The sequence below is a fragment of the Aminobacter sp. UC22_36 genome, from assembly GCF_044056035.1.
Lineage (GTDB): Bacteria > Pseudomonadota > Alphaproteobacteria > Rhizobiales > Rhizobiaceae > Aminobacter.
In genome coordinates this window covers 3,790,367-3,813,152 of sequence record NZ_CP171996.1, presented here as the reverse complement: position 1 = coordinate 3,813,152, position 22,786 = coordinate 3,790,367, and the positions used below count along the sequence as shown (strand labels likewise).

The window sequence follows — 22,786 nt, the reverse complement described above, 5'->3', positions numbered from 1 at the left end:
GGCGCTGGAAGCGTTACGCGCTGGGGCTCGGACCGCAGTCGCTGGCGTTTCGCGTCATCGCGTTTTCGACGGTTTGGGCGATCCTGGCCTTTGCTTTGATCTTCACCGTCATCAGTTCACTCTATCGCCAGACCAGCGAACGCGGCTTCGACAGTCTGCTGTCGGCGCATCTCTTCAACCTCATTGGCTCTGTCGGTGTGTCAGACAGCGGCACGCTGACCGGCGGTCCCGACCTCGGCGACCTCCGCTTCTCCGAACCTGAATCGGGCTGGTATTGGTCTGTCGAGCCGGTTTCCAAGGGGCTTGTCGGGCAGCTCAGGTCGTCCTCGATGACCGAGCCGATTGCTTCGCCTGAAGTCGCCGACGTGCCATTCAACGCCGAGTTTCAGCGGCATTACCGTATCGGCGGCATCATCGGCGAAGAACTCGAAGTCTTCGAGACCGAGTTCGTGCTCGATTCGCAAAACCGCATCGCGCGTTTCCGGGTGATGGGTAACCGCACCGAACTCGAAGACGAGATCCGCGGCTTCGAGTGGCGCCTGTTCACTTACCTCTCATTGTTCGGTTTGGGCATGATCGCGATCAACGCGATCGCGATTCTGCTTGGCCTGCAACCGCTGACACGTGTGCGCAATGCGTTGGCCATGGTGCGCGAGGGCACGGCGCAACGCCTGACCGGGCGGTTCCCCGCCGAGATTCAGCCGCTCGCCAACGAAACCAATGCCCTGATCGAAAACAATCGCCGCATCGTCGAGCGGTCGCGAACCCAGGTCGGCAATCTGGCGCATTCGCTGAAGACACCGCTTGCGGTGATGCTGAACGAGGGGCGAGCACTGGGCGGCACCAAGGGGCAGCTCATCGCCGACCATGCGGCGGCAATGCAAAAGCAGATCGACCACTATCTCCAGCGCGCGCGGGTGGCGGCACAGCGCGAAAGTGTTGTCTATCGCACGCCAGTTGGGCCGCTGCTGCAGCGCATGGTGCGGGTGATGGAAAAGCTCTCGCGTGGTGCGACGTTCTCGCTGAACTTGCCGGCAAGCGAGGTCGTGTTTGCCGGTGAGCGCGAAGATCTCGAAGAGGTTGTCGGCAACCTGCTCGAAAACGCGATGAAATGGGCGCACAGTGCGGTGAGGGTTTCCGTCGAGATGGCGGCGCCAGTGGCCGAGGAGCCACCACGCTTTTCGATCCTGATCGAAGACGACGGGCCCGGGATCCCGGAGGAAAAGGCGCGCGAGGCCCTGCAGCGCGGCAAGCGCCTCGACGAGACCAAGCCGGGTACCGGATTGGGACTAGCCATCGTCGCCGATCTGGTAAAGGAGTATGGCGGTACGCTTCGACTGGAACGCTCGACGATGGGCGGATTGAAGGCCGTCGTTGAGTTGCGCGGCGTGCAATAGAAACAGCTGGAGAAATGGCTGGCCGAATCGGCCCCATTTCGGCCAAAGATGCAATCTAACGCGGCGCCAAGCCCTTGTAAGCGGACGCAAATTCGGGACCGGTGATGAGCATGAGACTTCGGGTGGCACTGGTTGCGGGATTGCTTGCCGGCTCAGGTTGCACAACCACCGGTCTGGGCAGCGGCGGCGGCGTTGTACCGTCGCTCGGCGGCGGCGATGGCGCCTCCAGCGGCAAGGTTGCAACGCGCATCATCAACGCGATGGATGGCGGCCTGATCGGCGGTTCGATCGGTGGCGGCCTGAACGACGGCGACCGGCGCAAGGCGCTGGAGGCCGAGTATCGCGCGCTGGAATACGGTCAGGGTGGACAAGCCGTTGCCTGGAAAGGCGAAGGCCGTTCGGGGAGAGGTTGTTGCCGCGCAGCCCTATCGCGTCGGCTCGCAGGATTGCCGTCAGTATTCGCAGACCGTGTTTACGACCGGAACGCCGCTGACGGCGCGTGGAACGGCCTGCCGCAACGCTGATGGCAGCTGGACGCCACTGACCTAAGTTCTCACGCGTTGTTGCTTTGGCAAAGGCGCCTGAACCGTCAATAAGCCGCAGCACGGAGATGTTGGCAGCTTGGTGGCTGCTGGCTATTTAGGTGACATGCTGTTCTGGGTCATAGCCGCTGTTCTGACGCTTGGTGCGAGCCTTGCCGTTTTGTTGCCGTTGACGCGGCAGGCCAAAGGCGAAGCTGACACCAGCCACGACCTTGAAGTCTATCGCGACCAGCTTGGCGAAGTCGACAAGGATGCGGCGCGCGGGCTGATTGCCCCATCCGATGCCGAGCAGGCGCGTGCCGAGATCGCGCGCCGTATTATCAGGCTCGATGCCGAGAGCGCGCGGGAGCCGAAAACGGCATCTCAATTTGTGCCGCGGCTTGTCGGCGTCATCGCCGTGCTTGCCGTTCCTCTGCTGAGCTGGAGCATCTACACGATGATCGGCTCGCCGGACGTGCCCTCACAGCCATTGAGCGCACGCCTCGCGCAGAAGCCGGCTGACAGTTCGGTTGATGAATTGATCGCTCGCGCCGAGGCGCATCTTGTCGCAAACCCGTCGGACGGCCGTGGCTGGGACGTACTCGCGCCCGTCTATCTCAGGATCGGGCGGGCAGACGATGCCGTCACCGCATACCGTAACGCAATCCGCATCCTGGGCTCGACCGCTGCGCGCCAGGCCGGCTTTGGCGAAGCGATCGCCGGGGCTTCGGGCGGGATTGTTACTTCAGACGCGCGTTTGGCCTTTGAGACCGCGCTCAAGCTGGAGCCTGCCAATCCTAAGGCCCGCTACTTCCTGGCGCTGGCGCTCGCCCAGGAAGGCAAGGTTGCCGACGCAGCCAAGGCCTGGCGCCAACTGGCCGAAAGCCTGCCGGCTGACTCGCCATGGCGGCCCGCGACTGACCAGGCAATTGCCCAGGCCGCGGCACGCACGGCATTGCCAAACGAGGCGGCTGGCGCGCCCGGCCCGAACCAAGGCGATATCGATGCCGCTGCCTCCATGGCGTCGGGCGACCGCACGGCGATGATCGAGGGCATGGTGGCGACGCTGGACGAGAAGCTGCGCCAGAACCCGCGCGATCCGGAAGGCTGGCTGCGGCTGGTGCGTTCATATCAGGTGCTCGGCAAGACCGACCTGGCCCAGGCTGCGCTCGGTCGGGCATATGCTGCTCTGGGCCGCGACAGCGAGGACGGCCGCAAGCTGACGGAACTGGCCGGGTCGCTTGGCCTGAAGGTCACGGAGTAGACGATGACGCGCAAGCAAAAGCGGCTTTCGGTGATCGCTGGCGCGCTGGCCTTTTTGGGCGCGGCAACGGCGCTGACTTTCTACGCGCTCGGCCAGAAGGCATCCTATTTCTACATGCCCGGCGACTTGCAGACGGCGACCTTGCAGCCAGGCCAGCGCATTCGTCTCGGTGGCCTGGTCGAAAATGGCAGCATCGTTCGCGGGCAGGGAACTCAAGTCGAGTTCGGCGTGACCGAATTCCGAGAAGACGGTGAAAGTGCGCTACACTGGCATCTTGCCCGACCTGTTTCGCGAAGGGCAGGGCGTGATCACCGAGGGCAGCTTCGGCACGGACGGTGAGTTCGTCGCTGACAGCGTGCTGGCAAAGCACGACGAAAACTATATGCCCAAGGAAGTCGCCGACAGCCTGAAGGCAAAGGGTGTCTGGCAGGAAACCACGCAATGAATGGCGGGCCGCGCTGATGGTTGAGACGGGTCACTTCGCGCTAATCCTGGCGCTCGTCTTGTCGCTGGTCCAGTCGCTGGTGCCGCTCTACGGCGCGCACAAGGGCGATGCCAGGCTGATGGCTGTCGGCGGGCCGGTCACTGTCACCGGCTTTGCCATGATCGCGTTGTCGTTTGCCGCATTGACAATGGCCTATGTCCAATCGGACTTCTCCGTCGCCAATGTCTGGGAGAACTCCCACTCGCTGCAGCCGCTGATCTACAAATTCACCGGGACCTGGGGGAACCACGAGGGCTCGATGCTTCTGTGGGTTTTGATCCTCAGCTTCTTTGGTGCCCTGGTCGCTGCCTTTGGCAATAATCTGCCAGCCACCCTTCGCGCCAACGTGCTTGCCGTCCAGGGCTGGATCGGCACAGCCTTCCTGCTCTTCATCCTGATCACCTCGAACCCGTTTGCCCGCCTGATCCCGGCACCGATAGAAGGCAAGGATCTCAACCCGATCCTCCAGGACATCGGCCTCGCCGTCCATCCGCCGCTGCTTTATCTCGGTTATGTCGGCTTTTCGGTCTGCTTCTCCTTCGCCGTGGCAGCCCTGATCGAAGGGCGCATCGATGCGGCCTGGGCACGCTGGGTGCGGCCGTGGACGCTGGCTGCCTGGGTGTTTTTGACCGGCGGCATCGCCATGGGCTCCTACTGGGCCTACTATGAGCTCGGCTGGGGCGGCTTCTGGTTCTGGGATCCGGTCGAAAACGCCTCCTTCATGCCCTGGCTTGCCGGCACCGCACTGCTCCATTCGGCGATCGTCATGGAAAAGCGTTCGGCGCTGAAGATCTGGACGCTGCTGCTTGCCATCCTGACGTTCTCGCTGTCTTTGCTCGGCACTTTCCTTGTGCGTTCGGGCGTGCTGACGTCGGTTCATTCCTTCGCCAGCGACCCGAGCCGCGGCGTGTTCATTCTCTGTATCCTGACGCTGTTCATTGGCGGTTCGCTGGCGCTCTTTGCACTGCGGGCGTCGTCGCTGACGGCTGGGGGGCATTTTCCATCCGATCTCGCGCGAAGGCGCGCTGGTGCTCAACAACCTGTTCCTGACCACCGCGACCGCGACGGTGCTCATCGGCACGCTTTATCCGCTGGTGGTCGAAGCCATGTTCGGTGACAAGATTTCTGTCGGCGAGCCGTTCTTCAACCTGACCTTCGGCCCGCTGATGATACCGCTGCTGGTGGTCGTGCCGTTCGGCCCGCTGCTTGCCTGGAAGCGCGGCGACGTTTTTGCCGTCGCCCAGCGGCTGATGTTTGCCTTTGGCGCCGCCCTTCTGGCCGTCCTGGTGACCTTCCTGTTCATCGATGGCGCCTCGGTGTTCGCGGCCCTCGGGGCAGGCCTCTCGGCCTGGCTCGTGATCGGCGCGCTGACCGATCTCGCCTTGAAGGCCGGCATCGGCAATGTCGCGCCTGACGTGGCGCTGCGCCGCTTCCTCGGCCTGCCGCGCTCTGTTTTCGGTACGGCGCTCGCTCACTTTGGCCTTGGGCTGACATTGCTCGGTATCGTCGGGGTGTTGTCCTTCGAGAAGGAAGCGATCCTGGTCATGAAGCCGGGGCAAGTGCTGGAAATCTCCGGCCATAGCCTGCGCTTTGATGGGCTCACGCCCGTGCGTGGGCCGAATTTCACCGAGGATCGGGGGCATTTCTCTTTGCTTGGCGCCAACGGGCAACCGAGCGCCGTGATCATGTCGTCCAAGCGCTTCTATCCGGTGCGCCAGATGCCGACGACGGAAGCCGGCATCAAGACGATGTGGTTGAGCCAGCTCTATGTCTCGCTCGGCGATGAAACCGGTGATGGCTCGGTGGTCGTGCGTGTCTGGTGGAAGCCGCTGGTCACCCTGATCTGGGGCGGCGCGTTGGTGATGATGGTTGGCGGCTTCGTGTCGCTGATGGACCGCCGCTTGCGGGTTGGTGCGCCGGCGCGGCGCAAGGCCGGCCAGGCCAAACCAGCTCCGGTCGCGCCATGAAGACGAAACTGCCGGCAATTGCGGGGTTCGTCGCTGCGCTGCTGTTTGCAGGAGCCGCGCTCGCGGTGAAGCCGAGCGAGATGCTCGCCGATCCGAAGCTTGAAGCCCGTGCGCGCCTGTTGTCGGAAGAGCTGCGCTGCATGGTCTGCCAGAACCAGTCCATCGACGAGTCCGATGCCGAACTGGCTGGCGATTTGCGCGTGCTGCTGCGCGAACGGCTGGTTGCCGGCGACAGTGACGAACAGGTGATGAATTACATCGTTTCCCGCTACGGCGAGTTCGTGCTGCTCAAGCCGCAGTTCAACCTGCGCAATGCCTTGCTGTGGGGCACGCCAGTTCTGCTGCTGCTCGGCGGTGGTGCCTTCGTTTTCCTGTCGGCCCGCTCGCGGCGCAGGCACGAGCCTGCTGCCTTGACCAAGGACGAACAGGAACAGCTTGAGGCAATCCTGCGCAAGGACGCCTGAGCCGCGCCAACATTACGAAAGTTTCATGCATCGGAAATGGTGCCGTAATGTGAGCCCCTCTATCTCTTGATCCAACGGATGCGAATCCAAGGCATCCTGTTCAAGAGGATTAGAGACAATGAGCACCAACTCCCTTTCGCGTTCGCGCAAGCGTCTCATGGCTGCCGCCGCATCTGTCGCCCTGGCAGGCGCCATCGGCCTTGGCGCCGTCACCAGCGGAACCGCCCCCGTCTACGCTGAAGCCGTACGCGTCGAGGCGCCCCAGGCACCCGGCTTTGCCGATGTTGTCCAACTCGTGTCGCCGGCCGTCGTCAGCGTGCAGGTCAAGGCCAGGATCGACCCGGCCGCCGACAGGGGCATGTCGCCCTTCTCCGACGAGCAGGGGTTCGACAATCTCCCTGACAATCATCCCCTGAAGCGCTTCTTCCGCCAGTTTGGTCAGGACGGCAATGGCGATCAGAATCGCAATCCGCGGTTCAACCGCCACGATGGCAGCCAGAAGCCGCGCCCGGTTGCGCAGGGTTCGGGCTTCTTCATCTCCGACGACGGCTACCTCGTCACCAACAACCACGTCGTTGCCGATGGCACGGCCTATACGGTTGTTACCGATGACGGCAAGGAGTACGACGCCAAGCTGATCGGCACCGATCCACGCACTGACCTTGCCGTGCTCAAGGTCGAAGCCGACACCAAGTTCACCTATGTCGGCTTTGCCGACGATGCCAAGGTTCGCGTCGGCGATTGGGTTGTCGCTGTCGGCAATCCGTTTGGCCTCGGCGGCACGGTCACCGCCGGCATCGTCTCGGCTCGTGGCCGCGACATCGGCGCAGGCCCCTATGACGACTTCCTGCAGATCGACGCGGCGGTCAATCGCGGCAATTCGGGTGGCCCCGCCTTCAACCTGAATGGCGAAGTGGTCGGCATCAATACCGCCATCTTCTCGCCCTCGGGTGGCAATGTCGGCATCGCCTTCGCCATCCCGGCCTCGACCGCCAAGCAGGTGGTCCAGGACCTGATGAAGAACGGCAGCGTCCAGCGCGGCTGGCTCGGCGTGGAAATCCAGCCGGTCACCGCAGATGTCGCGGAGTCCCTCGGCCTCAAGGGCGAGAAGGGTGCGCTGGTTGCCAGCGCACAGGACACCGGCCCGGCCAAGAAGGCGGGCATTGCCGCTGGCGACATCATCACCGGGGTCAATGGCCAGGACGTTGCCTCGCCGAAGGAGCTGTCGCGTCTGATCGCCGGCATCACGCCCGGAAAGTCGGTCGACATCACCGTCTGGCGCAATGGCAAGGCCGAAACCTTGAAGGTTGACCTCGGTGAGATCCCCGGCGGCGACAAGAAGGCTTCTGTGGACCAGCCGGCATCGCCCGCTGAGCCGAGCACACTGGCTGATCTCGGCCTGACCGTGACCCGTTCCGAGGATGGCAAGGGCCTCGTCATCACCGACGTCGATCCCTCCAGCGACGCCGCCGACCGCGGCATCCAGGCAGGCGATGTCATCACCGCGGTCAACGCGGTCGAGGTCCAGTCCGCCGCCGACGTGACCAAGGCGCTCGACCAGGCGGAGAAGGCAGGTCGCAAGGCTGCCCTGTTCCAGATCAGCCGCGAGGACTCCAATCGCTTCGTGGCCTTGCCGCTGAACCAGGGCTGATCGCTCGCTCCCATCGGGTGGTTTCATCACCCCCCGAGCCACATGGTGGGAGATGACGGCGCCGGATAGTTTGTCAGTCTTCGATTCCGGCTCCGGCGGCAGCGGGCTCCCATCGCCCGCTGCCGCTTCCACGTTGGGAGGAAACGACATGTCGCCTCTGACATCCCATAAAATCGCGTATAACGACGGCATGAAGATTCTTGTCATCGAAGATGACCGCGAGGCCGCCGACTATATGCAGAAGGCATTCGCGGAAGCCGGCCATACCGCCCATGTTGCGGGCGACGGCGATTCAGGTTTCGCGCTTGCCGATGCCGCCGAATACGACGTTCTTGTGGTCGATCGCATGCTGCCAAGGCGCGATGGTCTTTCGGTGATCGCCGGACTGCGTTCGCGCGGCAACACAACGCCCGTGCTGATCTTGTCGGCACTTGGCGAGGTTGACGACCGGGTCACCGGCCTGCGTGCCGGCGGCGACGATTACCTGACCAAGCCCTATGCCTTCTCCGAACTGCTTGCACGCGTCGAAGTTCTCAACCGGCGCGCACCCGCGCGCGAATCCGAGACGCTCTACCGCGTCGGCGATCTCGAGATAGACCGGCTGTCGCATACGGTGCGCCGTGCCTCACAGGAGATCGTCCTGCAGCCGCGTGAATATCGCCTGCTCGAATATTTGATGCGCCACGCCGGCCAGGTGGTGACGCGAACCATGCTGCTTGAAAACGTCTGGGATTATCATTTCGATCCGCAGACCAACGTCATTGACGTCCACATCTCACGGCTGCGCGGCAAGATCGAAAAAGGGTTCGACAAGCCGATCCTGCACACCATTCGCGGCGCTGGCTACATGCTCAAGGCGGGCTGATGGCGCTCAGACTGCCGGCGATCATGAAAACCACCGCAGCGCGCCTCTCGGCGCTGTATCTGCTGCTTTTCGCGCTCTGCGCCGTCCTGCTGGTCTTTTACATGACGTCGCTGTCGGCGCGGATGCTGATGGTGCAGACCCAGGAAACCATCAACGAGGAAGTACAAGGCCTTGCCCGTGCCTATCAGCGCGGCGGCATTCCCGTTCTGGTGCGTGTGGTCGAACAGCGTTCGCGCCAGCCCGGCGCCAATCTTTATCTGCTCGCCGATCCCAATGGCCAGATCCTGTCGGGCAACGTCGAGAGCATCCAGCCCGGCGTACTTCAGCGCGAAGGTTGGACGGAACTGCCATTCTCCTACGAGCGTTACGGTGAAGCCGCGGGCAAGCGCCCGTCGAGCGCAGCTGCACAAACCGAGGCGGAAACGCTGACTGAGGTCGGCCACAACGCGATCGCGGTGGTGCTGCGCCTGCCCAACCAGATGATCCTCATGGTCGGCCGTGACCTTGGCGAGCCGGAGCGCTTCCGCAGTGTCATCCAGCGGTCGTTGATGCTGGCCCTCGGCATGATGGGCTTCGGCGGCCTGCTGATCTGGTATTTCGTCGGCCGCCGTGCCTTGAAGCACATCGACAGCGTTTCGGTGGCCAGTCGGCGTATCATGGCCGGCGACCTCAGCGGCCGCCTGCCGGTGACCGGCGCCGGCGACGAATTCGACCGGCTTTCGGAGAACCTCAACACCATGCTGGCTCGCATCGCCCATCTCAACGATGGGCTCAAGCAGGTGTCCGACAACATCGCCCACGATCTCAAGACGCCACTGACGCGCCTGCGCAACCGTGCCGAGGCAGCCTTGTCGGGCAAGAAGACCGGCGCTGACTACCGCGAAGCACTGGAAGGCACCATTGCCGAATCCGACCAGCTTATCCGTACCTTCAACGCGATCCTGATGATCTCGCGGCTCGAAGCCGGCTATTCCGCCGAGTCCCTTGATAAAGTCGACCTTGCCATGGTCGTTCACGACGTCGTCGAGCTTTATGAGCCCGTTGCCGAGGAGTTGGGTGTCGGCCTTGAGGCGACGGTTCCTGGTGAATTCGTCGTCAATGGCAATCGCGAGCTGATCGCCCAGGCACTGTCCAACATCATCGACAACGCCATCAAATATTCCGCCGGTTCGGTCGAAAAACCGCATGTCAGCGTGACCTTGCAGCGGGATGGCGCTGAGGTGCGCCTCGAAGTTGCCGACAATGGCCTCGGCATTCCCGACGAAGGCGACCGCGCGCGCGCCACCGAACGTTTCGTCCGGCTCGAAAAGAGCCGTTCGCAGCCGGGTTCCGGGCTCGGGCTCAGTCTCGCCAAGGCGGTGATGAAGTTTCACAATGGCCGGCTTGATCTTTTGCCCGGCAATCCCGGATTATCGGTCCTGATGGGATTCCCCGGATCGAAGGACGTTTAGATGAAAACTGTGGCCGCCAGGAAAACAGCGACCGAGTTGCAACTGGAGCCCGTCACCAATGTCGCGCCGCTCGATCCGGAGCGCGCCCGCCGCGAGCTTGCCGAGCTTGCCGGCGTCGCCAAGGAGGAGGGGCTCGATCGTCTTGCCTCATTCCTCGAGGCCAAGGGGCAGGCGCAGGATTTCCTCGCTGCTGTTTTCGATCTCTCCGAGTTCATGCGCCACAGTGCCCGGCGCCAGCCGGAAATGCTCGACCGCTTGTTCGACCAGGGCATCGAGGGTCGGCTGCAAGCGATTGGCGAGGCCATTGCCGCCGCCCCACGCGAGGACGGCGTAGTCGAGAACTCCCTGATGATGCGGTTGCGTCGGTTGAAGGCCGAGGCGCATTTTCTCATCGCACTTGCCGATCTGTCGGGTGAGGCCAATGCGTCGGTCAGCGTGCACAGGCTGAGCGATCTGGCGGACTTGTGCACGAGCGCTGCCGTCAACTTCCTGCTCAGGGATGCGCACGATCAGGGCAAGCTCAAGCTGCCCGATCCCGAAAACCCGACAGTTGGCTCCGGCTGGATCCTGCTCGGCATGGGCAAGCTCGGCGCCCACGAGCTGAATTTCTCCTCCGACATCGACCTCGTCGTCTTCTTCGACCCCGAGGCGCCGGCGATCGCCGAGCCATATGAAGCAACAGAGCTGTTCGCACGGCTCACCCGGCGGCTTGTCCGCATCATGCAGGACCGCACCGAACACGGTTATGTCTTCCGCACCGACCTGCGGCTACGTCCCGATCCGGGCTCGACGCCGCTGGCGATTCCGATCCTGGCGGCGCTGCACTACTACGAAAGCCGCGGCCAGAACTGGGAACGCGCAGCGATGATCAAGGCACGCCCGGTGGCCGGCGATATCGCCGCCGGCGAGGCCTTCTTGAAGGAATTGCAGCCCTATGTCTGGCGCAAGTACATGGACTATGCGGCGATCGCCGACGTCCATTCGATCAAGCGCCAGATTCACGCCCACAAGGGCCATGGTGAGGTCGCGGTCAAAGGCCACAACGTCAAGCTCGGTCGTGGTGGCATCCGCGAGATCGAGTTCTTCGTCCAGACCCAGCAACTGATCGCCGGCGGCCGGTTCCCCGAGCTGCGCGGCCGCGCCACCGTGCCGATGCTGACCCAGCTTGCCCTGCGCGGATGGATCACCGGCGAGGCGCGTGACGCGCTCGAACGGCAGTACTGGTTCCTGCGCAGCGTCGAGCACGCCATCCAGATGGTCGCCGACGAGCAGACCCACACGCTGCCCGAAGACGACGAAGGTTTGGCGCGCATTGCCCATATGCTCGGCTTTGCCGACGCGGAAGCCTTCTCCAAGGCATTCCGCGCCTCGTTGCAGGAGGTCGAGCGTCATTACGCGGCGCTCTTTGAGGCAGCACCCGAGCTGTCGTCCGGCGTCGGCAATCTGGTCTTCACCGGCGATGTCGACGATCCGGACACGCTGCACACGCTGCACCAGCTCGGCTTCCAGCGCCCCTCCGACATCTGCCGGGTCATTCGCAGCTGGCATTTCGGCCGTTATCGCGCCACCCAGTCGGCCGAGGCACGCGAACGCCTGACCGAATTGACGCCGGCGCTGCTCGAAGCCTTTGGCAAGACCCGCCGCGCCGACGAGGCGTTGATGCGCTTCGACGAGTTCCTTGCCGGCCTGCCGGCGGGCATCCAGCTGTTTTCGCTGCTCCAGTCCAATCCGGCGCTGCTCAAGCTTCTGGCCACCATCATGGGCGCAGCACCGCGCCTTGCCGGCATCATCACGCGCCGGCCGCATGTCTTTGACGGCCTGCTCGACCCCGCTCTGCTGTCCGAGCTGCCGGACCGTGCCTACCTTGCCGCGCGCCTGTCAGCGTTTCTCGAAAGCACGAGACTTCTATGAGGAAGTGCTCGACCGCCTGCGCATCTTTGCCGCCGAGCAGAAATTCCTCATCGGTGTGCGGCTGCTGGCAGGTGCGATCGACTCCGCACGTGCCGGCAAGGCTTTTTCCGATCTGGCCGACCTGACAGTAGGGGCCGCGCTCGAAGCCGTCGAAGCCGAGTTCGCGCGGCGTCATGGCAAGATCGCCGGCGGCAGGGTCGCGATCCTCGGCATGGGCAAGCTCGGTAGCCGCGAACTGACCGCTGGCTCCGACGTCGACCTGATCCTGCTCTACGACCACGACGAAAATGCCGAGGAGTCCGATGGCGACAAGCCGATGGCGCCGTCGCATTATTTTTCGCGCATGACCCAGCGCCTGATCGCCGCGGTCTCCGCGCCCACCGCCGAGGGTGTGCTCTATGAGCTCGACCTCAGGCTGCGCCCGTCGGGCAACAAGGGGCCGGTGGCGACCCACATCGACTCGTTTCGCAAATATCAGCGCGGGGAAGCGTGGACGTGGGAACACATGGCGCTGACGCGCGCGAGGCCGATTGCCGGCGACGCCTCGCTCTGCACCGAGGTCGAGGCCGAGGTCGCCGCGATCATCGCCTTGCCGCGCGATGCCGGAAAGGTTGTTACAGAGGCGCGCGAGATGCGCCAGATGATCGAGGACGAAAAGCCGCCGCACGATCTCTGGGACATCAAGCTGGTAGCTGGCGGGCTGATCGACCTGGAGTTTGTCGCCCAGGTGGCTGTGCTGGCCGGCAGGATCGAAGGGCAGGGGCATGCGACCGGCACGGCCGACACGCTGCACCGCCTGGCGCCCGAATTTGCCGATGCGCAGGTGCGCCAGGATCTGGTCGACGCCTACATGCTTTATTCGGCCATTACACAAATGACGAGACTGTGCCTTACCGGTGCGTTCGAGCGGAACGATGTTCCGCCGGGGCTGTCGGACCTGCTGCTCGCGGCAACCGACCTTCCCGATTTCGGCGTGCTCGAGGCGCATCTCAAGGAAACGTCGCAAAAGGTCAGGGTTCACTTTGACCGTTTGCTCCGTGCGAAGCGCAAGTGAAGCGGTGGGACCCTGCATTTGAGCTTCGATCAGCATCGGGGGTGTCGATGCAAAAGGAGAAACCCCATGAGCAAGTCAACCAGGATCGCCATCGCCTTTCTCGCCCTCGCGGGCACCGCTGGCACCTCGGCCTTTGCCGCAAGCGAGCAGACGCCGCGCGGCCAGAACATGAAGCCGCAAATGCGCTTCGAGCGGGCTGACGCCGACAAGAACGGTGACGTCACCTTCGAGGAGTTCGCTGCGGCGATGAACAGCCGGCTGGTCGGCGCCGATGAGAACAGCGACGGCAAGATCACCGTTGCCGAGGTCGCGGACCAGATCCAGCGCATGCGCGCCGAACGCATGGCCGAACGCCTCATCAAGCGTTTCGACACCAATGGCGACGGCGAACTGACCAAGGCGGAGATCGAGTCGCGGCAAAAGAAGCTGTTTGCGCTGCTCGACCGCAACGATGACGGCAAGATCGTCAAGGACGAGATGCCCCGCCGCAACTGGCAGGGCCGAGACGGCAAGCGCTAGCCGCAAAAACTGTCAGACCTCCCGGGGAGTGCTCCTCGGGAGGTTTTGTTTTGTCCGGACAAGGCCGTTCGCAACCTTGCCGCAATGAAGCCGGCCTTACCTCGCCTCCAACCAGGAGTGTGACGCCATGGGTTGGATTGTTGCCGTTCTTTCGCTCTTCATCTCCACCGCCGCCTTGGCGCAGCCGGCATTGCCGGCAACGCCATCGGGCAAGGTGCTCGCCGAATTGCTGGACGCGCTCAATTCAGGCGATCCGGCCAAGGTCGAGGCCTTCGACCGAACCTACCGGCCCAGAGATCCGATCGCTGGCATGGGCGCATTGCGCGAGCAGACCGGCGGCTTTGAGCTGATGAAGGTGGAGCGAAGCGATGCCACCACTCTTGTCGCCATCCTCCGGGAGAAAGCTGGCGATCGCTTCGCGCGGCTGGAACTCGCCCTGAGTGCCGACGCCGAACCAGGACTGGTGCGCTTTCAGCTCGATCCCATCATGCCGCCTGCCGGTCTCGGCGCCAGGCGCCTGCCTCTGGCCGATGCGCTCGCCGCTTTGGTCAAGCGCCAGGACGAGGCAGCTGCAAGTGACAAATTCTCCGGCGCCGTGCTTGTTGCCAAAAACGGCAAGGTCGTGCTCGAACAGGCTTGGGGCCTTGCCGATCGCGAGCGCAAGCTGCCCGTGACCGTCGACACCAAGTTCCGCATCGGCTCGATGAACAAGATGTTCACGGCGGTGGCCGCCCTGCAACTCGTCGAGGCCGGAAAGCTTGGGCTGGACGCACCCATCGGCACGTATCTGCCCGACTATCCCAACAAGGACATCGCCGAAAAGGTGACGGTGCGCCATTTGCTCACGCACACTGGCGGCACCGGCGACGTCTTCGGCCCGGAATTCGATCGGAACCGCCTCAAGCTGCAAACCATCGACGACTACATGGCGCTGTACAACAAGCGCGCGCCGCTGTTTGCGCCGGGTACCGGGCAGAGCTATTCGAACTACGGCTTCATCCTGCTTGGCGCACTGATCGAGAAGGCCAGCGGGATGAGCTACGACGATTATGTCAGGAAGAACGTGTTCGAGGCGGCCGGCATGGCGTCGACGGGCTCGCTGCCGGAATCCGAGATGGTTTCCGGCCGTTCGGTGGGCTACATCAATCAGGGCGGCAAGCTCGTGCCGAACACCGGCACGCTGCCGTGGCGCGGAACGCCTGCCGGCGGCGGCTATTCGACGGTCGGCGACCTCTGGCGCTTCGCCGAGGCGCTGCAATCCGGCAAGCTGATATCCAAAACCATGCTCGACCAGGCAACCAGCACGCAGTTCCAGATGTTCGGCCTTGGCTTTGCCGTGGTCGGCGAGGGCAATTGGAAAGGCTTTGGCCACAATGGCGGGGCGCCAGGCATGAGCGGCGACCTGCATGTCTTCCCCAGGCTGGGGTATGTGCTGGTCTCGCTGTCCAACCTCGATCCGCCGGCGAGCACGCGGCCGCTGGAGTTCATCGAGGCGCGACTGCCTGAGGAGGCTCGTTGAGCTTGCCTATGTCGCCGGGGCGACGCCGTGACAGCGTGCTTAGGCGGCCTTGGCCAGGCGTTCGACCTTGCGCACCGGGATGCGCACCGACACGATGGTGCCGACGCCTTCGGTCGAGCGGATCTTCAGTGCGCCGCCATGCAATTCGGCCAGCGAACGCGAGATGGCGAGGCCGAGGCCCGAGCCGGCATGGTTCTTCGAGAACTGGTTCTGCACCTGCTCGAACGGCCGGCCGAGCTTGCCGAGCGCTTCCTTGGGAATGCCGCAGCCATTGTCTTCGATCGACAGTGTCAGCGCGCCCGATGCATTGCGCGCCCGCACCGAAATGCGTCCGCCTTCGCCGGTGAATTTCACCGCGTTGGACAGCAAGTTGATGACGATCTGCTTGACCGCGCGACGGTCGGCGAACAGCGTCATCGAGTCGGCGATCTGCGTCTCGACGGTGATCGATTTCTGCGCCGCTTGCAGCGACACCACCCGAACGGTCTCGCGGATGAGCGGGCAGAGATCGATCTCCTCGCGGTCCATCGAGAATTGGCCGGCCTCGATCTTCGACATGTCGAGGATGTCGTTGATGACGCCCAGCAGGTACTTGCCGCTGGAGTTGATGTCGCGGGCATATTCTTCGTAGCGCGGCGAGCCCATCGGGCCGAACAGCCGGCCCTCCATCAGCTCCGAAAAGCCGATGACCGCGTTGAGCGGTGTACGCAGCTCATGCGACATGTTGGCGAGGAATTCCGACTTGGCGCGGTTGGCCGCTTCGGCGCGCTCGGTTTCCTTCATGTATTTGCGGTTGAGCTCGACCAGTTCGTGCGAGCGTTCTTCTTCCGAACGGCGCGCCAGGCTGAGGTCGTGGATCGTCGCCATCAGCCGGCGTTCGCTCTCCATCAGCTTGTCCTGGTGCTGCTTGATCTGGGTGATGTCGGAGCCGACCGACACCATGCCGCCGTCGCGCGTGGTCAGTTCGTTGACCTGCAGCCAGCGGCCGTCGGCCAGCTGGCGCTCATAGGTCGCACCGGCACGCGGGCCATTGGCGCTGGCCAACCGCCGCTCGGAGGCGAAGGCGACCATGCGCTCCTCAAGGTCTTCGCGCGCGGTTCCCGGCAGCACGTCGCGGTCGCTCAGCCCATTGTCATGCTGGTATTTGGAGTTGCACATCACCAGGCGCCCGTTGGCGTCCCAAAGCACGAAGGATTCGGTGATGTTTTCGATTGCCGCCCTGAGCCGCTGGTCGGCCGCCTCCGAGCGCAAGGCCAGGTGCCGCTGCTCGGTAATGTCGACGGCAATGCCGGTCATCTGGATTTCCGGCGCCTCCGGGTCGACGACCTGGGCGCGGGCACGCATCCAGACCCAGCGGCCGTCGGCATGGCGCATGCGGAACACCCGGTCGATGTGGTCGACCTCGCGCATCACCACCTGGTTGGCCAGTTCGAACAGGTCGCCATCTTCGGGGTGGATGATACGGGCGACTTCGCCGAACGACAGCATCGCCTCGCAGGCCTCGTAGCCGAGCAGCTCATACATCGAGCGCGACCAGTACATCTTGCCGCGCACCATGTCCCAGTCCCACAGCCCGCATTTGCCGCGCACCAGCGCCAGGTCGATGCGCTCATGCGCTTCGAGATAGATGCCGTCGGCGGCCTGGGCGCGCGCCGCCTGGCTGAAATAGGCGTAGAGGATGATGATCAGCATGCCGGCGGTCATCGCGAACAGGGCGACGTTGAGTGACACCGTCTTGCGCCATTCGGCGAACACCGCGTCCTGCGGCACCATGGCCGCGGCCGCCGCGCGCTTGTCGTCGGCGACGCTGACGGCTGCCAGCCAGTCCTGGCCGCCGATGCGCACGTCCATGACGCCGGCGCGGTCGCCAAACATGAACAACGGCTGGCCGCCAGAGATGATGGCGTCGAGTGCCTGGCCCTGCCAGCCGGTCGATTGCGGGCTGACGGCGACGACGCGGAAATTCTGGTCCATCAACGCAATCACATGGCTGCGGCTCAGCGTGCCTTGCTGGCTGGTGCGCTCGAGCAGATCCTGGCTCGCGGCGGCAAGCGGCCTCTCGGTGGTCGCGCCCACCATCAGCGCGTTGACCAATTCGCCGGCGGAGAGCGCCAGGATCGCCTTGGCGTTGCGCTCGACGTCGTCACGCATTGCCATCAGCGACAGGAAGCGCGCGCCGGCAACGATAATCAGGAAGACGACGATCAGCGTCGGGATCGAGCGCCGGAGCAGGGGCTCGGCCGCCAGCAGCCGGCGATATGCGGGTTCGGCGATAAGACGTGCATTGCCCGACAAGCCAGCGCCACGCGCCTGCCTGCGACGGCCAAAAGCAGTCTCATCGGGCGCGCCCCACGCGTCCGCCTTGGCCATAAATGGCTCCCCAAATCCTGTTTCCTGGTAGACGATCCGGCATACGCCGAACTTCCGAATCGTCACTAAAGAATCAAAGCTGATTCGCCTTGTCCAGTGGGGCGGGCAAAAAAGATTAAAGTTCGGCTAAAGACAGCCGAATTGGGTGTGGCCTATCGCGCATGCCAAACGGCGACTTTGCATTTTGGAAGCCGCCGTATTCTCGAAGACTTGCCTGGCCTGGATCAGGCCCTCCTGGTCAAGCAAGCGTGCGCTCGATGATGTCGCGCAAATCGGCCGACAGGCCTTCCCTGGCTTGCATCGTCAACAATGCGGCGCGCGCCTTGGCCTGGCGTTTCGGTTCGAGCGAACGCCACGACCTGAGTGCTGTGGCAAGGCGCGCCGCGACCTGCGGGTTGCGCTTCTCCACCGTCAGCACCGTCTCGGTGAAGAAGGTGTAGCCGGCACCATCGGCGCGGTGGAAGCCGGTCTGGTTGGCGCTGGCGAAGCCGCCGATCAGCGAGCGCACTCGGTTGGGGTTGGCGATCGAGAAGGCCGGATGTTCGGTCAGCGCCCGCACCGCATCGACAGCTCCCGCGCCCGGCGCCGTCGCCTGGATCATGAACCACTTGTCCATGACAAGCGGATCCCCACGGTAGCGCTTGTCGAACTCGGCCAGCGCATCCCTGGCTTCCGTCGAACCGGCATGGCGATGCGCCAGCACGGCAAGGGCTGCGGCGCGGTCGGTCATGTTGGTAGCGGATGCGAAATGTGTGGCCGCGCGCTGGGCGCCGTCCGACAGGATCGCGAGATAGTCGAGCAGCGTGTTGCGCAAGGCGCGCCGTCCGGCACTCGCGGCATCGGGCGAGAAGCCACCCGACATGCGCAAATCCTCGTAAAGCTGCGAAAAGACTCCGCTATTGCTCTCTGCGATTTTCCTGGCCAGTGCTTCACGTCCGGCAAAGATCGCATCCGGGTCGATGTTCTTGCCGATCTCGCGAGCGATGTCGGCCTCACCAGGCAAGGCGAGCGCCAGCGCCCGGAATGCGTGCTCCAGCATGCCGTCGCCGGCGATGCGTCCTGCAAGTGCGGTCAGGTCGGCGCTGAACTCAGCCGGCTTGCCGCCCAGGATGTTCTTGAACGCCGCGATGGTCGCGTCGGTCAAAAGCGTGTTGAACGCCTGCCAGCGCGAGAATGCGTCGCTGTCGTGCGAGGCGAGGAAGATCTGGTCTTCCGGACGCTGCTCGATGCTCAGCGTGATCGGTGCCGAGAAACCGCGATTGAGCGATAGCACTGGCCGCTCGGCGACTCCAGAAAATGTCACGACATGCTTGCGCTTGCGGACATGGATGACGCCGTCCTCGACGGTCGCGCCCTCGACGCTGGCAAAGGCCATGTCCTTGCCGTCTGACCCGACCAAGCCGAAAGCCAGCGGGATATGCATCAGCCGCTTGCGGCTTTCCGACGGTGTCGGCGGCACCGACTGCTCGACCTCGATGGTGAACTCGGCGGTGACAGGGTTGTGGGCCGTGGTCACGCTCAGGTTCGGCGTGCCAGCTTGATGATACCACAGCGCGAACTGCGACAGGTCGCGTTCTGAGACGTCCTCGAACACCTTGAGGAAGTCCTCGATGGTCGCGGCGTCGCCATCATGGCGCTCGAAATACAGGTCCATGCCCTGGCGGAACAGCTCAGCACCCAGCACGGTGCGGATCATCCGCACCACTTCCGAGCCCTTTTCGTAGACGGTCGCGGTATAGAAGTTGTTGATCTCGCGAAAGCGCCGCGGACGGACCGGATGGGCGAGCGGTCCCTGGTCCTCGGGGAACTGATGCGCCCGCAGCGTCCGCACTTCGGCGATGCGCTTGACCGGCCGCGAACGCTGGTCGGCGGAGAATTCATGGTCGCGGAAAACGGTCAGCCCTTCCTTCAGGCAGAGCTGGAACCAGTCACGGCAAGTGATTCTGTTGCCTGTCCAATTGTGGAAATATTCATGCGCGATGATCGCCTCGATATTGGCGAAATCGGCATCGGTCGCGGTCTCTTCGTCGGCAAGCACATACTTGTCGTTGAAGATGTTGAGGCCCTTGTTCTCCATCGCGCCCATGTTGAAATCCGACACGGCAACGATGTTGAATACGTCGAGGTCGTACTCGCAGCCAAACACCTCCTCGTCCCACTTCATCGAGCGCCGCAACGAATCCATGGCGTAGCCGGCCTGGTTCTCCTTGCCGTGCTCGACATAGATGCCGAGTTCCACCGAGCGGCCGGAAGTCGTGACGAAGCGGTCCTTGATGCAGCCGAGGTCGCCGGCAACCAGTGCGAAGAGATAGGACGGTTTGGGGAAGGGGTCGTGCCAGACGGCAAAATGCCAGCCATCGGCGAGGTCGCCATGCTCGACCGGGTTGCCATTGGCGAGCAGCAGCGGGGCTTCCGAACGCAGCGCTTCGATGCGCACCGTATAGACCGACAGGATGTCGGGTCGGTCGAGGAAATAGGTGATACGGCGAAAACCCTCGGCCTCGCACTGCGTGCAATAGACCTTGCTGGATCGATAGAGGCCCATCAGCGCCTCGTTGCGCGACGGCGCGAGCTCGGTCTCGATCAAAAGCGTGAAACGGCCGGAGGCAGGTGGATTGTGGATGACCAGGCGGTCGGGCGTCGCGTCGAAGTCGGCGGCGTCGAGCGCCTCACCGTCGATCTCGATGCGGCGCAGCGTAAGTGCGTCGCCGTCGAGTTCGAGCTGCACCGGCTTGTCGATGCCAGCGCGCCGCTCGATTGTCAGCCGCGCCACCACCTTTGTGCTGTCTTCGCCGAGCCGGAAGTCGAGTTCGGTCTTGGGGATCAGGTAGTCGCTGGGCCGGTAGTCTTCGAGACGAAACACCTGTCCAGTATCAGTGCGCATGTGGTGACCTTCCTGTCGACTGCGAACGCTGGCTGCACGCTGGTAGAATAAATATGCGGCCGCTGCTCTTTACACGAAACGTCCCCCTCGGCAAAACTGTTCGCGACCGCACATTCGATGCGCTCCCCACCAATCCTCACGAGGCAGATATGACAATCGTCACGCCGAAATTCGGAATGGGCGCGTCCGTATTGCGCGTCGAGGACGGGGCTTTCATCAACGGCACAGGCCGCTACACCGACGACATCGCGCCCGCGTCCCAGCTCCATGGCTACGTCTTGCGTTCGCCTGCGGCCAAGGCCAGTTTCAAGATCGGCTCCCTTGATGATGCCCGCTCAGCGCCCGGCGTGCGCCTGGTGCTGACCGGTGCCGATGTCGCCCATCTCGGCGCGCTCAAGTCGACAGTCATGCAAAAGCAGCCCGATGGCACCCGTGCGCCGACCCGCGACATCCCGATCCTGTGCCGGGAGCGGGTGCACCATGTCGGCGATGCGGTTGCGTTCATCGTCGCCGACAGCCGGGCTCTGGCCCAGGATGCGGCCGAGCTGATCGAGGTCGATTATGATGGCGAGGACGCTGCTGCCAACACCGCGACCGCGCTTGACGACGAGGCGCCGCTGGTCTGGCCCGAACTCGGCACAAACCGCGCTTTTACCTACCATCTCGGCGACAAGGCCAAGACCGACAAGGCCTTCGCCAAGGCGGCTCATGTTACCCGCGTCGGGTTCATCAACAACCGCCTGATCTGCAACTACATGGAGCCGCGCTCGGCGATCGGGGAGTGGCGCGACGACGAAGATCGCTTCGTGCTCACCACCGGCTCGCAAGGCGTGCATTCGATGCGCACCGTCCTGACCGGTCAGGTCTTCGGTATCAGCGCCGACAAGCTGCGCGTGGTCACCCCCGACGTCGGCGGTGGCTTCGGCACCAAGGCCTTTGTCTACCGCGAACATGCGCTGGTGCTGGAAGCGGCCAAGCGGCTTGGCCGGCCGGTCAAATGGGCGAGCGACCGCACCGAGCATTTCCTTACCGACGCGCAAGGGCGCGACAATGTCGTGACGGCCGAAATGGCGATGGACAGCAATGGCCGCTTCCTCGGCTTGCGTGTCGAACTGATCTCCAATCTCGGCGCCTATGTCTCGCAATACGGTCCTGCCATCGCCCATATCGGCGCCAGCATGTCGACCGGCGTCTATGACATCGAAGCGCTCGATGTCACGATTTTGGGCGTCTACACCAACACGTGTCCGGTCGATGCCTATCGCGGAGCAGGGCGCCCGGAAGCCGCCCTCCTTGTCGAGAAGCTGGCCGATGCCTGCGCCCGCGACCTGGGTCTTTCGGTCGACGAAATCCGCCGCCGCAACTTCATCCGCCCCGAACAATTCCCTTACCGGACCCAGACCGGCCGGCTCTACGATGTCGGCGAGTTCGAAGCGCATATGGATCTGTCGATGGAGCGTGCCAGCTGGGCCAGCTTTCCGAATCGGCTCGCGGAGGCGAAGGCGAGGGGAAAAATCCGTGGCATCGGCATGGCGACCTACATCGAGGCCTGCGCCTTTGCCGGGTCCGAGCCGGCGCGGGTCGAGCTGAATGCCGATGGCACCGTGTCGATCTTCATCGGCACCCAGTCCAATGGCCAGGGCCATGCCACCGCCTACGCCCAGTTCGTCTCCGAAAAGCTCAACCTCGATGTTGCGAAAATCAGCGTGCATCAGGGCGATACTGACCAGCTCCCCAGCGGTGGCGGCACCGGCGGTTCGCGTTCGATCCCGCTCGGGGGCGTCTCCGCCTCCCGCGCCGGCGCAGCGCTCGCCGAAAAGCTGAAGAAGCTTGCGGCCGACGAACTTGAGGCCGCCGCGGCCGACATCGAACTGGACGGAGGCGAGGCCCGCATCGTCGGCACCGACCGTGTCATCGACTTCGCAGCCCTTCACGCCGCAGCGAAAAACCCCGACGATCTCAAGGCGATGGGCGAATTCGTGCAGAACGAAGCGACCTATCCCAATGGCACCCATATCTGCGAAGTCGAGATCGACCCTGAAACCGGCATGACCGAAGTCATTGCCTACACCATCGTCGACGATTTCGGCGTTACGGTGAATCCGATCCTGCTTGCCGGCCAGGTTCATGGCGGCGTGGTCCAGGGCATTGGCCAGGCGTTGTCGGAGGAGGCCGTCTACAGCGAGGACGGCCAGCTGCTCACGGCGAGCTTCATGGATTACACGATGCCGCGCGCCGACAGCGTGCCGTCGTTTCACTTCGAAACGCGCAACGTGCCTTCGACCACCAATGCCATGGGCATGAAGGGCGCGGGCGAGGCGGGCACGATCGGCGCGACCCCGGCAGCCCTCAATGCCGTGACCGATGCGCTTTACAGAGCCTACGGCATCGGCCACATCGAGATGCCCGCAACCCCGGCTCGCGTCTGGGCAGCGATAGAGGCGGCCAGGCAGAAGTGAAGCACC

11 protein-coding genes and 4 pseudogenes are annotated in these 22,786 nt (G+C 63.7%); 13 read left to right on the top strand and 2 right to left on the bottom strand.

Annotated elements, in window-relative coordinates; all coding sequences use genetic code 11:
* Positions 1–20: 20 nt before the first annotated feature.
* From ACHMW7_RS22105 to ACHMW7_RS22050, 12 genes and pseudogenes are all read left to right on the top strand, one after another.
* Positions 21–1,397: an ATP-binding protein gene (locus tag ACHMW7_RS22105; RefSeq protein WP_395451410.1), complete on the top strand. Its 1,377-nt coding sequence runs from the start codon at positions 21–23 to the stop codon at positions 1,395–1,397.
* Positions 1,398–1,507: 110 nt separating this feature from the next.
* Positions 1,508–1,946, top strand: a pseudogene (locus ACHMW7_RS22100) (hypothetical protein).
* 99 nt (positions 1,947–2,045) lie between these two features.
* A complete protein-coding gene (gene ccmI, locus ACHMW7_RS22095; protein ID WP_395451409.1) occupies positions 2,046–3,182 on the top strand; it encodes a c-type cytochrome biogenesis protein CcmI in 1,137 nt (378 codons plus the stop codon).
* 3 nt (positions 3,183–3,185) lie between these two features.
* Positions 3,186–3,627 (top strand): annotated as a pseudogene (gene ccmE / locus ACHMW7_RS22090) (cytochrome c maturation protein CcmE).
* Between the two features lie 16 nt (positions 3,628–3,643).
* Positions 3,644–5,633: pseudogene (locus ACHMW7_RS22085) on the top strand (heme lyase CcmF/NrfE family subunit).
* Positions 5,630–6,097, top strand: a complete 468-nt coding sequence (locus ACHMW7_RS22080) for a cytochrome c-type biogenesis protein (RefSeq protein ID WP_395447602.1) — start codon at positions 5,630–5,632, stop codon at positions 6,095–6,097. The pseudogene ACHMW7_RS22085 and the gene ACHMW7_RS22080 overlap by 4 nt, the downstream one beginning before the upstream one ends.
* 118 nt (positions 6,098–6,215) lie before the next feature.
* Complete coding sequence (locus ACHMW7_RS22075) at positions 6,216–7,748, top strand: Do family serine endopeptidase (protein ID WP_395447601.1); 1,533 nt, start codon at positions 6,216–6,218, stop codon at positions 7,746–7,748.
* 190 nt (positions 7,749–7,938) lie between these two features.
* The gene (locus ACHMW7_RS22070) at positions 7,939–8,613 is read left to right on the top strand and encodes a response regulator transcription factor (protein WP_395447600.1); all 675 of its coding nucleotides are present in this window, start codon (positions 7,939–7,941) and stop codon (positions 8,611–8,613) included.
* Positions 8,613–10,064: an ATP-binding protein gene (locus tag ACHMW7_RS22065; RefSeq protein WP_395447599.1), complete on the top strand. Its 1,452-nt coding sequence runs from the start codon at positions 8,613–8,615 to the stop codon at positions 10,062–10,064. The genes ACHMW7_RS22070 and ACHMW7_RS22065 overlap by 1 nt, the downstream gene beginning before the upstream one ends.
* Positions 10,065–13,029 (top strand): annotated as a pseudogene (locus tag ACHMW7_RS22060) (bifunctional [glutamine synthetase] adenylyltransferase/[glutamine synthetase]-adenylyl-L-tyrosine phosphorylase).
* Positions 13,030–13,095: 66 nt separating this feature from the next.
* The gene (locus ACHMW7_RS22055) at positions 13,096–13,548 is read left to right on the top strand and encodes an EF-hand domain-containing protein (protein WP_395447598.1); all 453 of its coding nucleotides are present in this window, start codon (positions 13,096–13,098) and stop codon (positions 13,546–13,548) included.
* A gap of 127 nt (positions 13,549–13,675) precedes the next feature.
* Positions 13,676–15,067, top strand: coding sequence for a serine hydrolase domain-containing protein (locus ACHMW7_RS22050; RefSeq protein WP_395447597.1), 1,392 nt, complete (start codon positions 13,676–13,678; stop codon positions 15,065–15,067).
* 39 nt (positions 15,068–15,106) lie between these two features.
* Here the strand turns inward: ACHMW7_RS22050 and ACHMW7_RS22045 are convergent, their stop codons facing one another.
* Together ACHMW7_RS22045 and pepN are read right to left on the bottom strand one after the other, a co-directional pair.
* Positions 15,107–17,437 carry a PAS domain-containing sensor histidine kinase gene (locus tag ACHMW7_RS22045; protein ID WP_395447596.1) on the bottom strand — a complete coding sequence of 777 codons (2,331 nt, stop codon included), beginning with the start codon at positions 17,435–17,437 and terminating at the stop codon, positions 15,107–15,109.
* Between the two features lie 238 nt (positions 17,438–17,675).
* Complete coding sequence (gene pepN, locus ACHMW7_RS22040; RefSeq protein WP_395447595.1) at positions 17,676–20,321, bottom strand: aminopeptidase N; 2,646 nt, start codon at positions 20,319–20,321, stop codon at positions 17,676–17,678.
* 149 nt (positions 20,322–20,470) lie between these two features.
* On the opposite strand from pepN, the gene ACHMW7_RS22035 reads away from it, so the two are divergent.
* Entirely contained in the window at positions 20,471–22,780 is a 2,310-nt protein-coding gene (locus tag ACHMW7_RS22035) for a xanthine dehydrogenase family protein molybdopterin-binding subunit (RefSeq protein ID WP_395447594.1), read from the top strand.
* Positions 22,781–22,786: the final 6 nt, after the last annotated feature.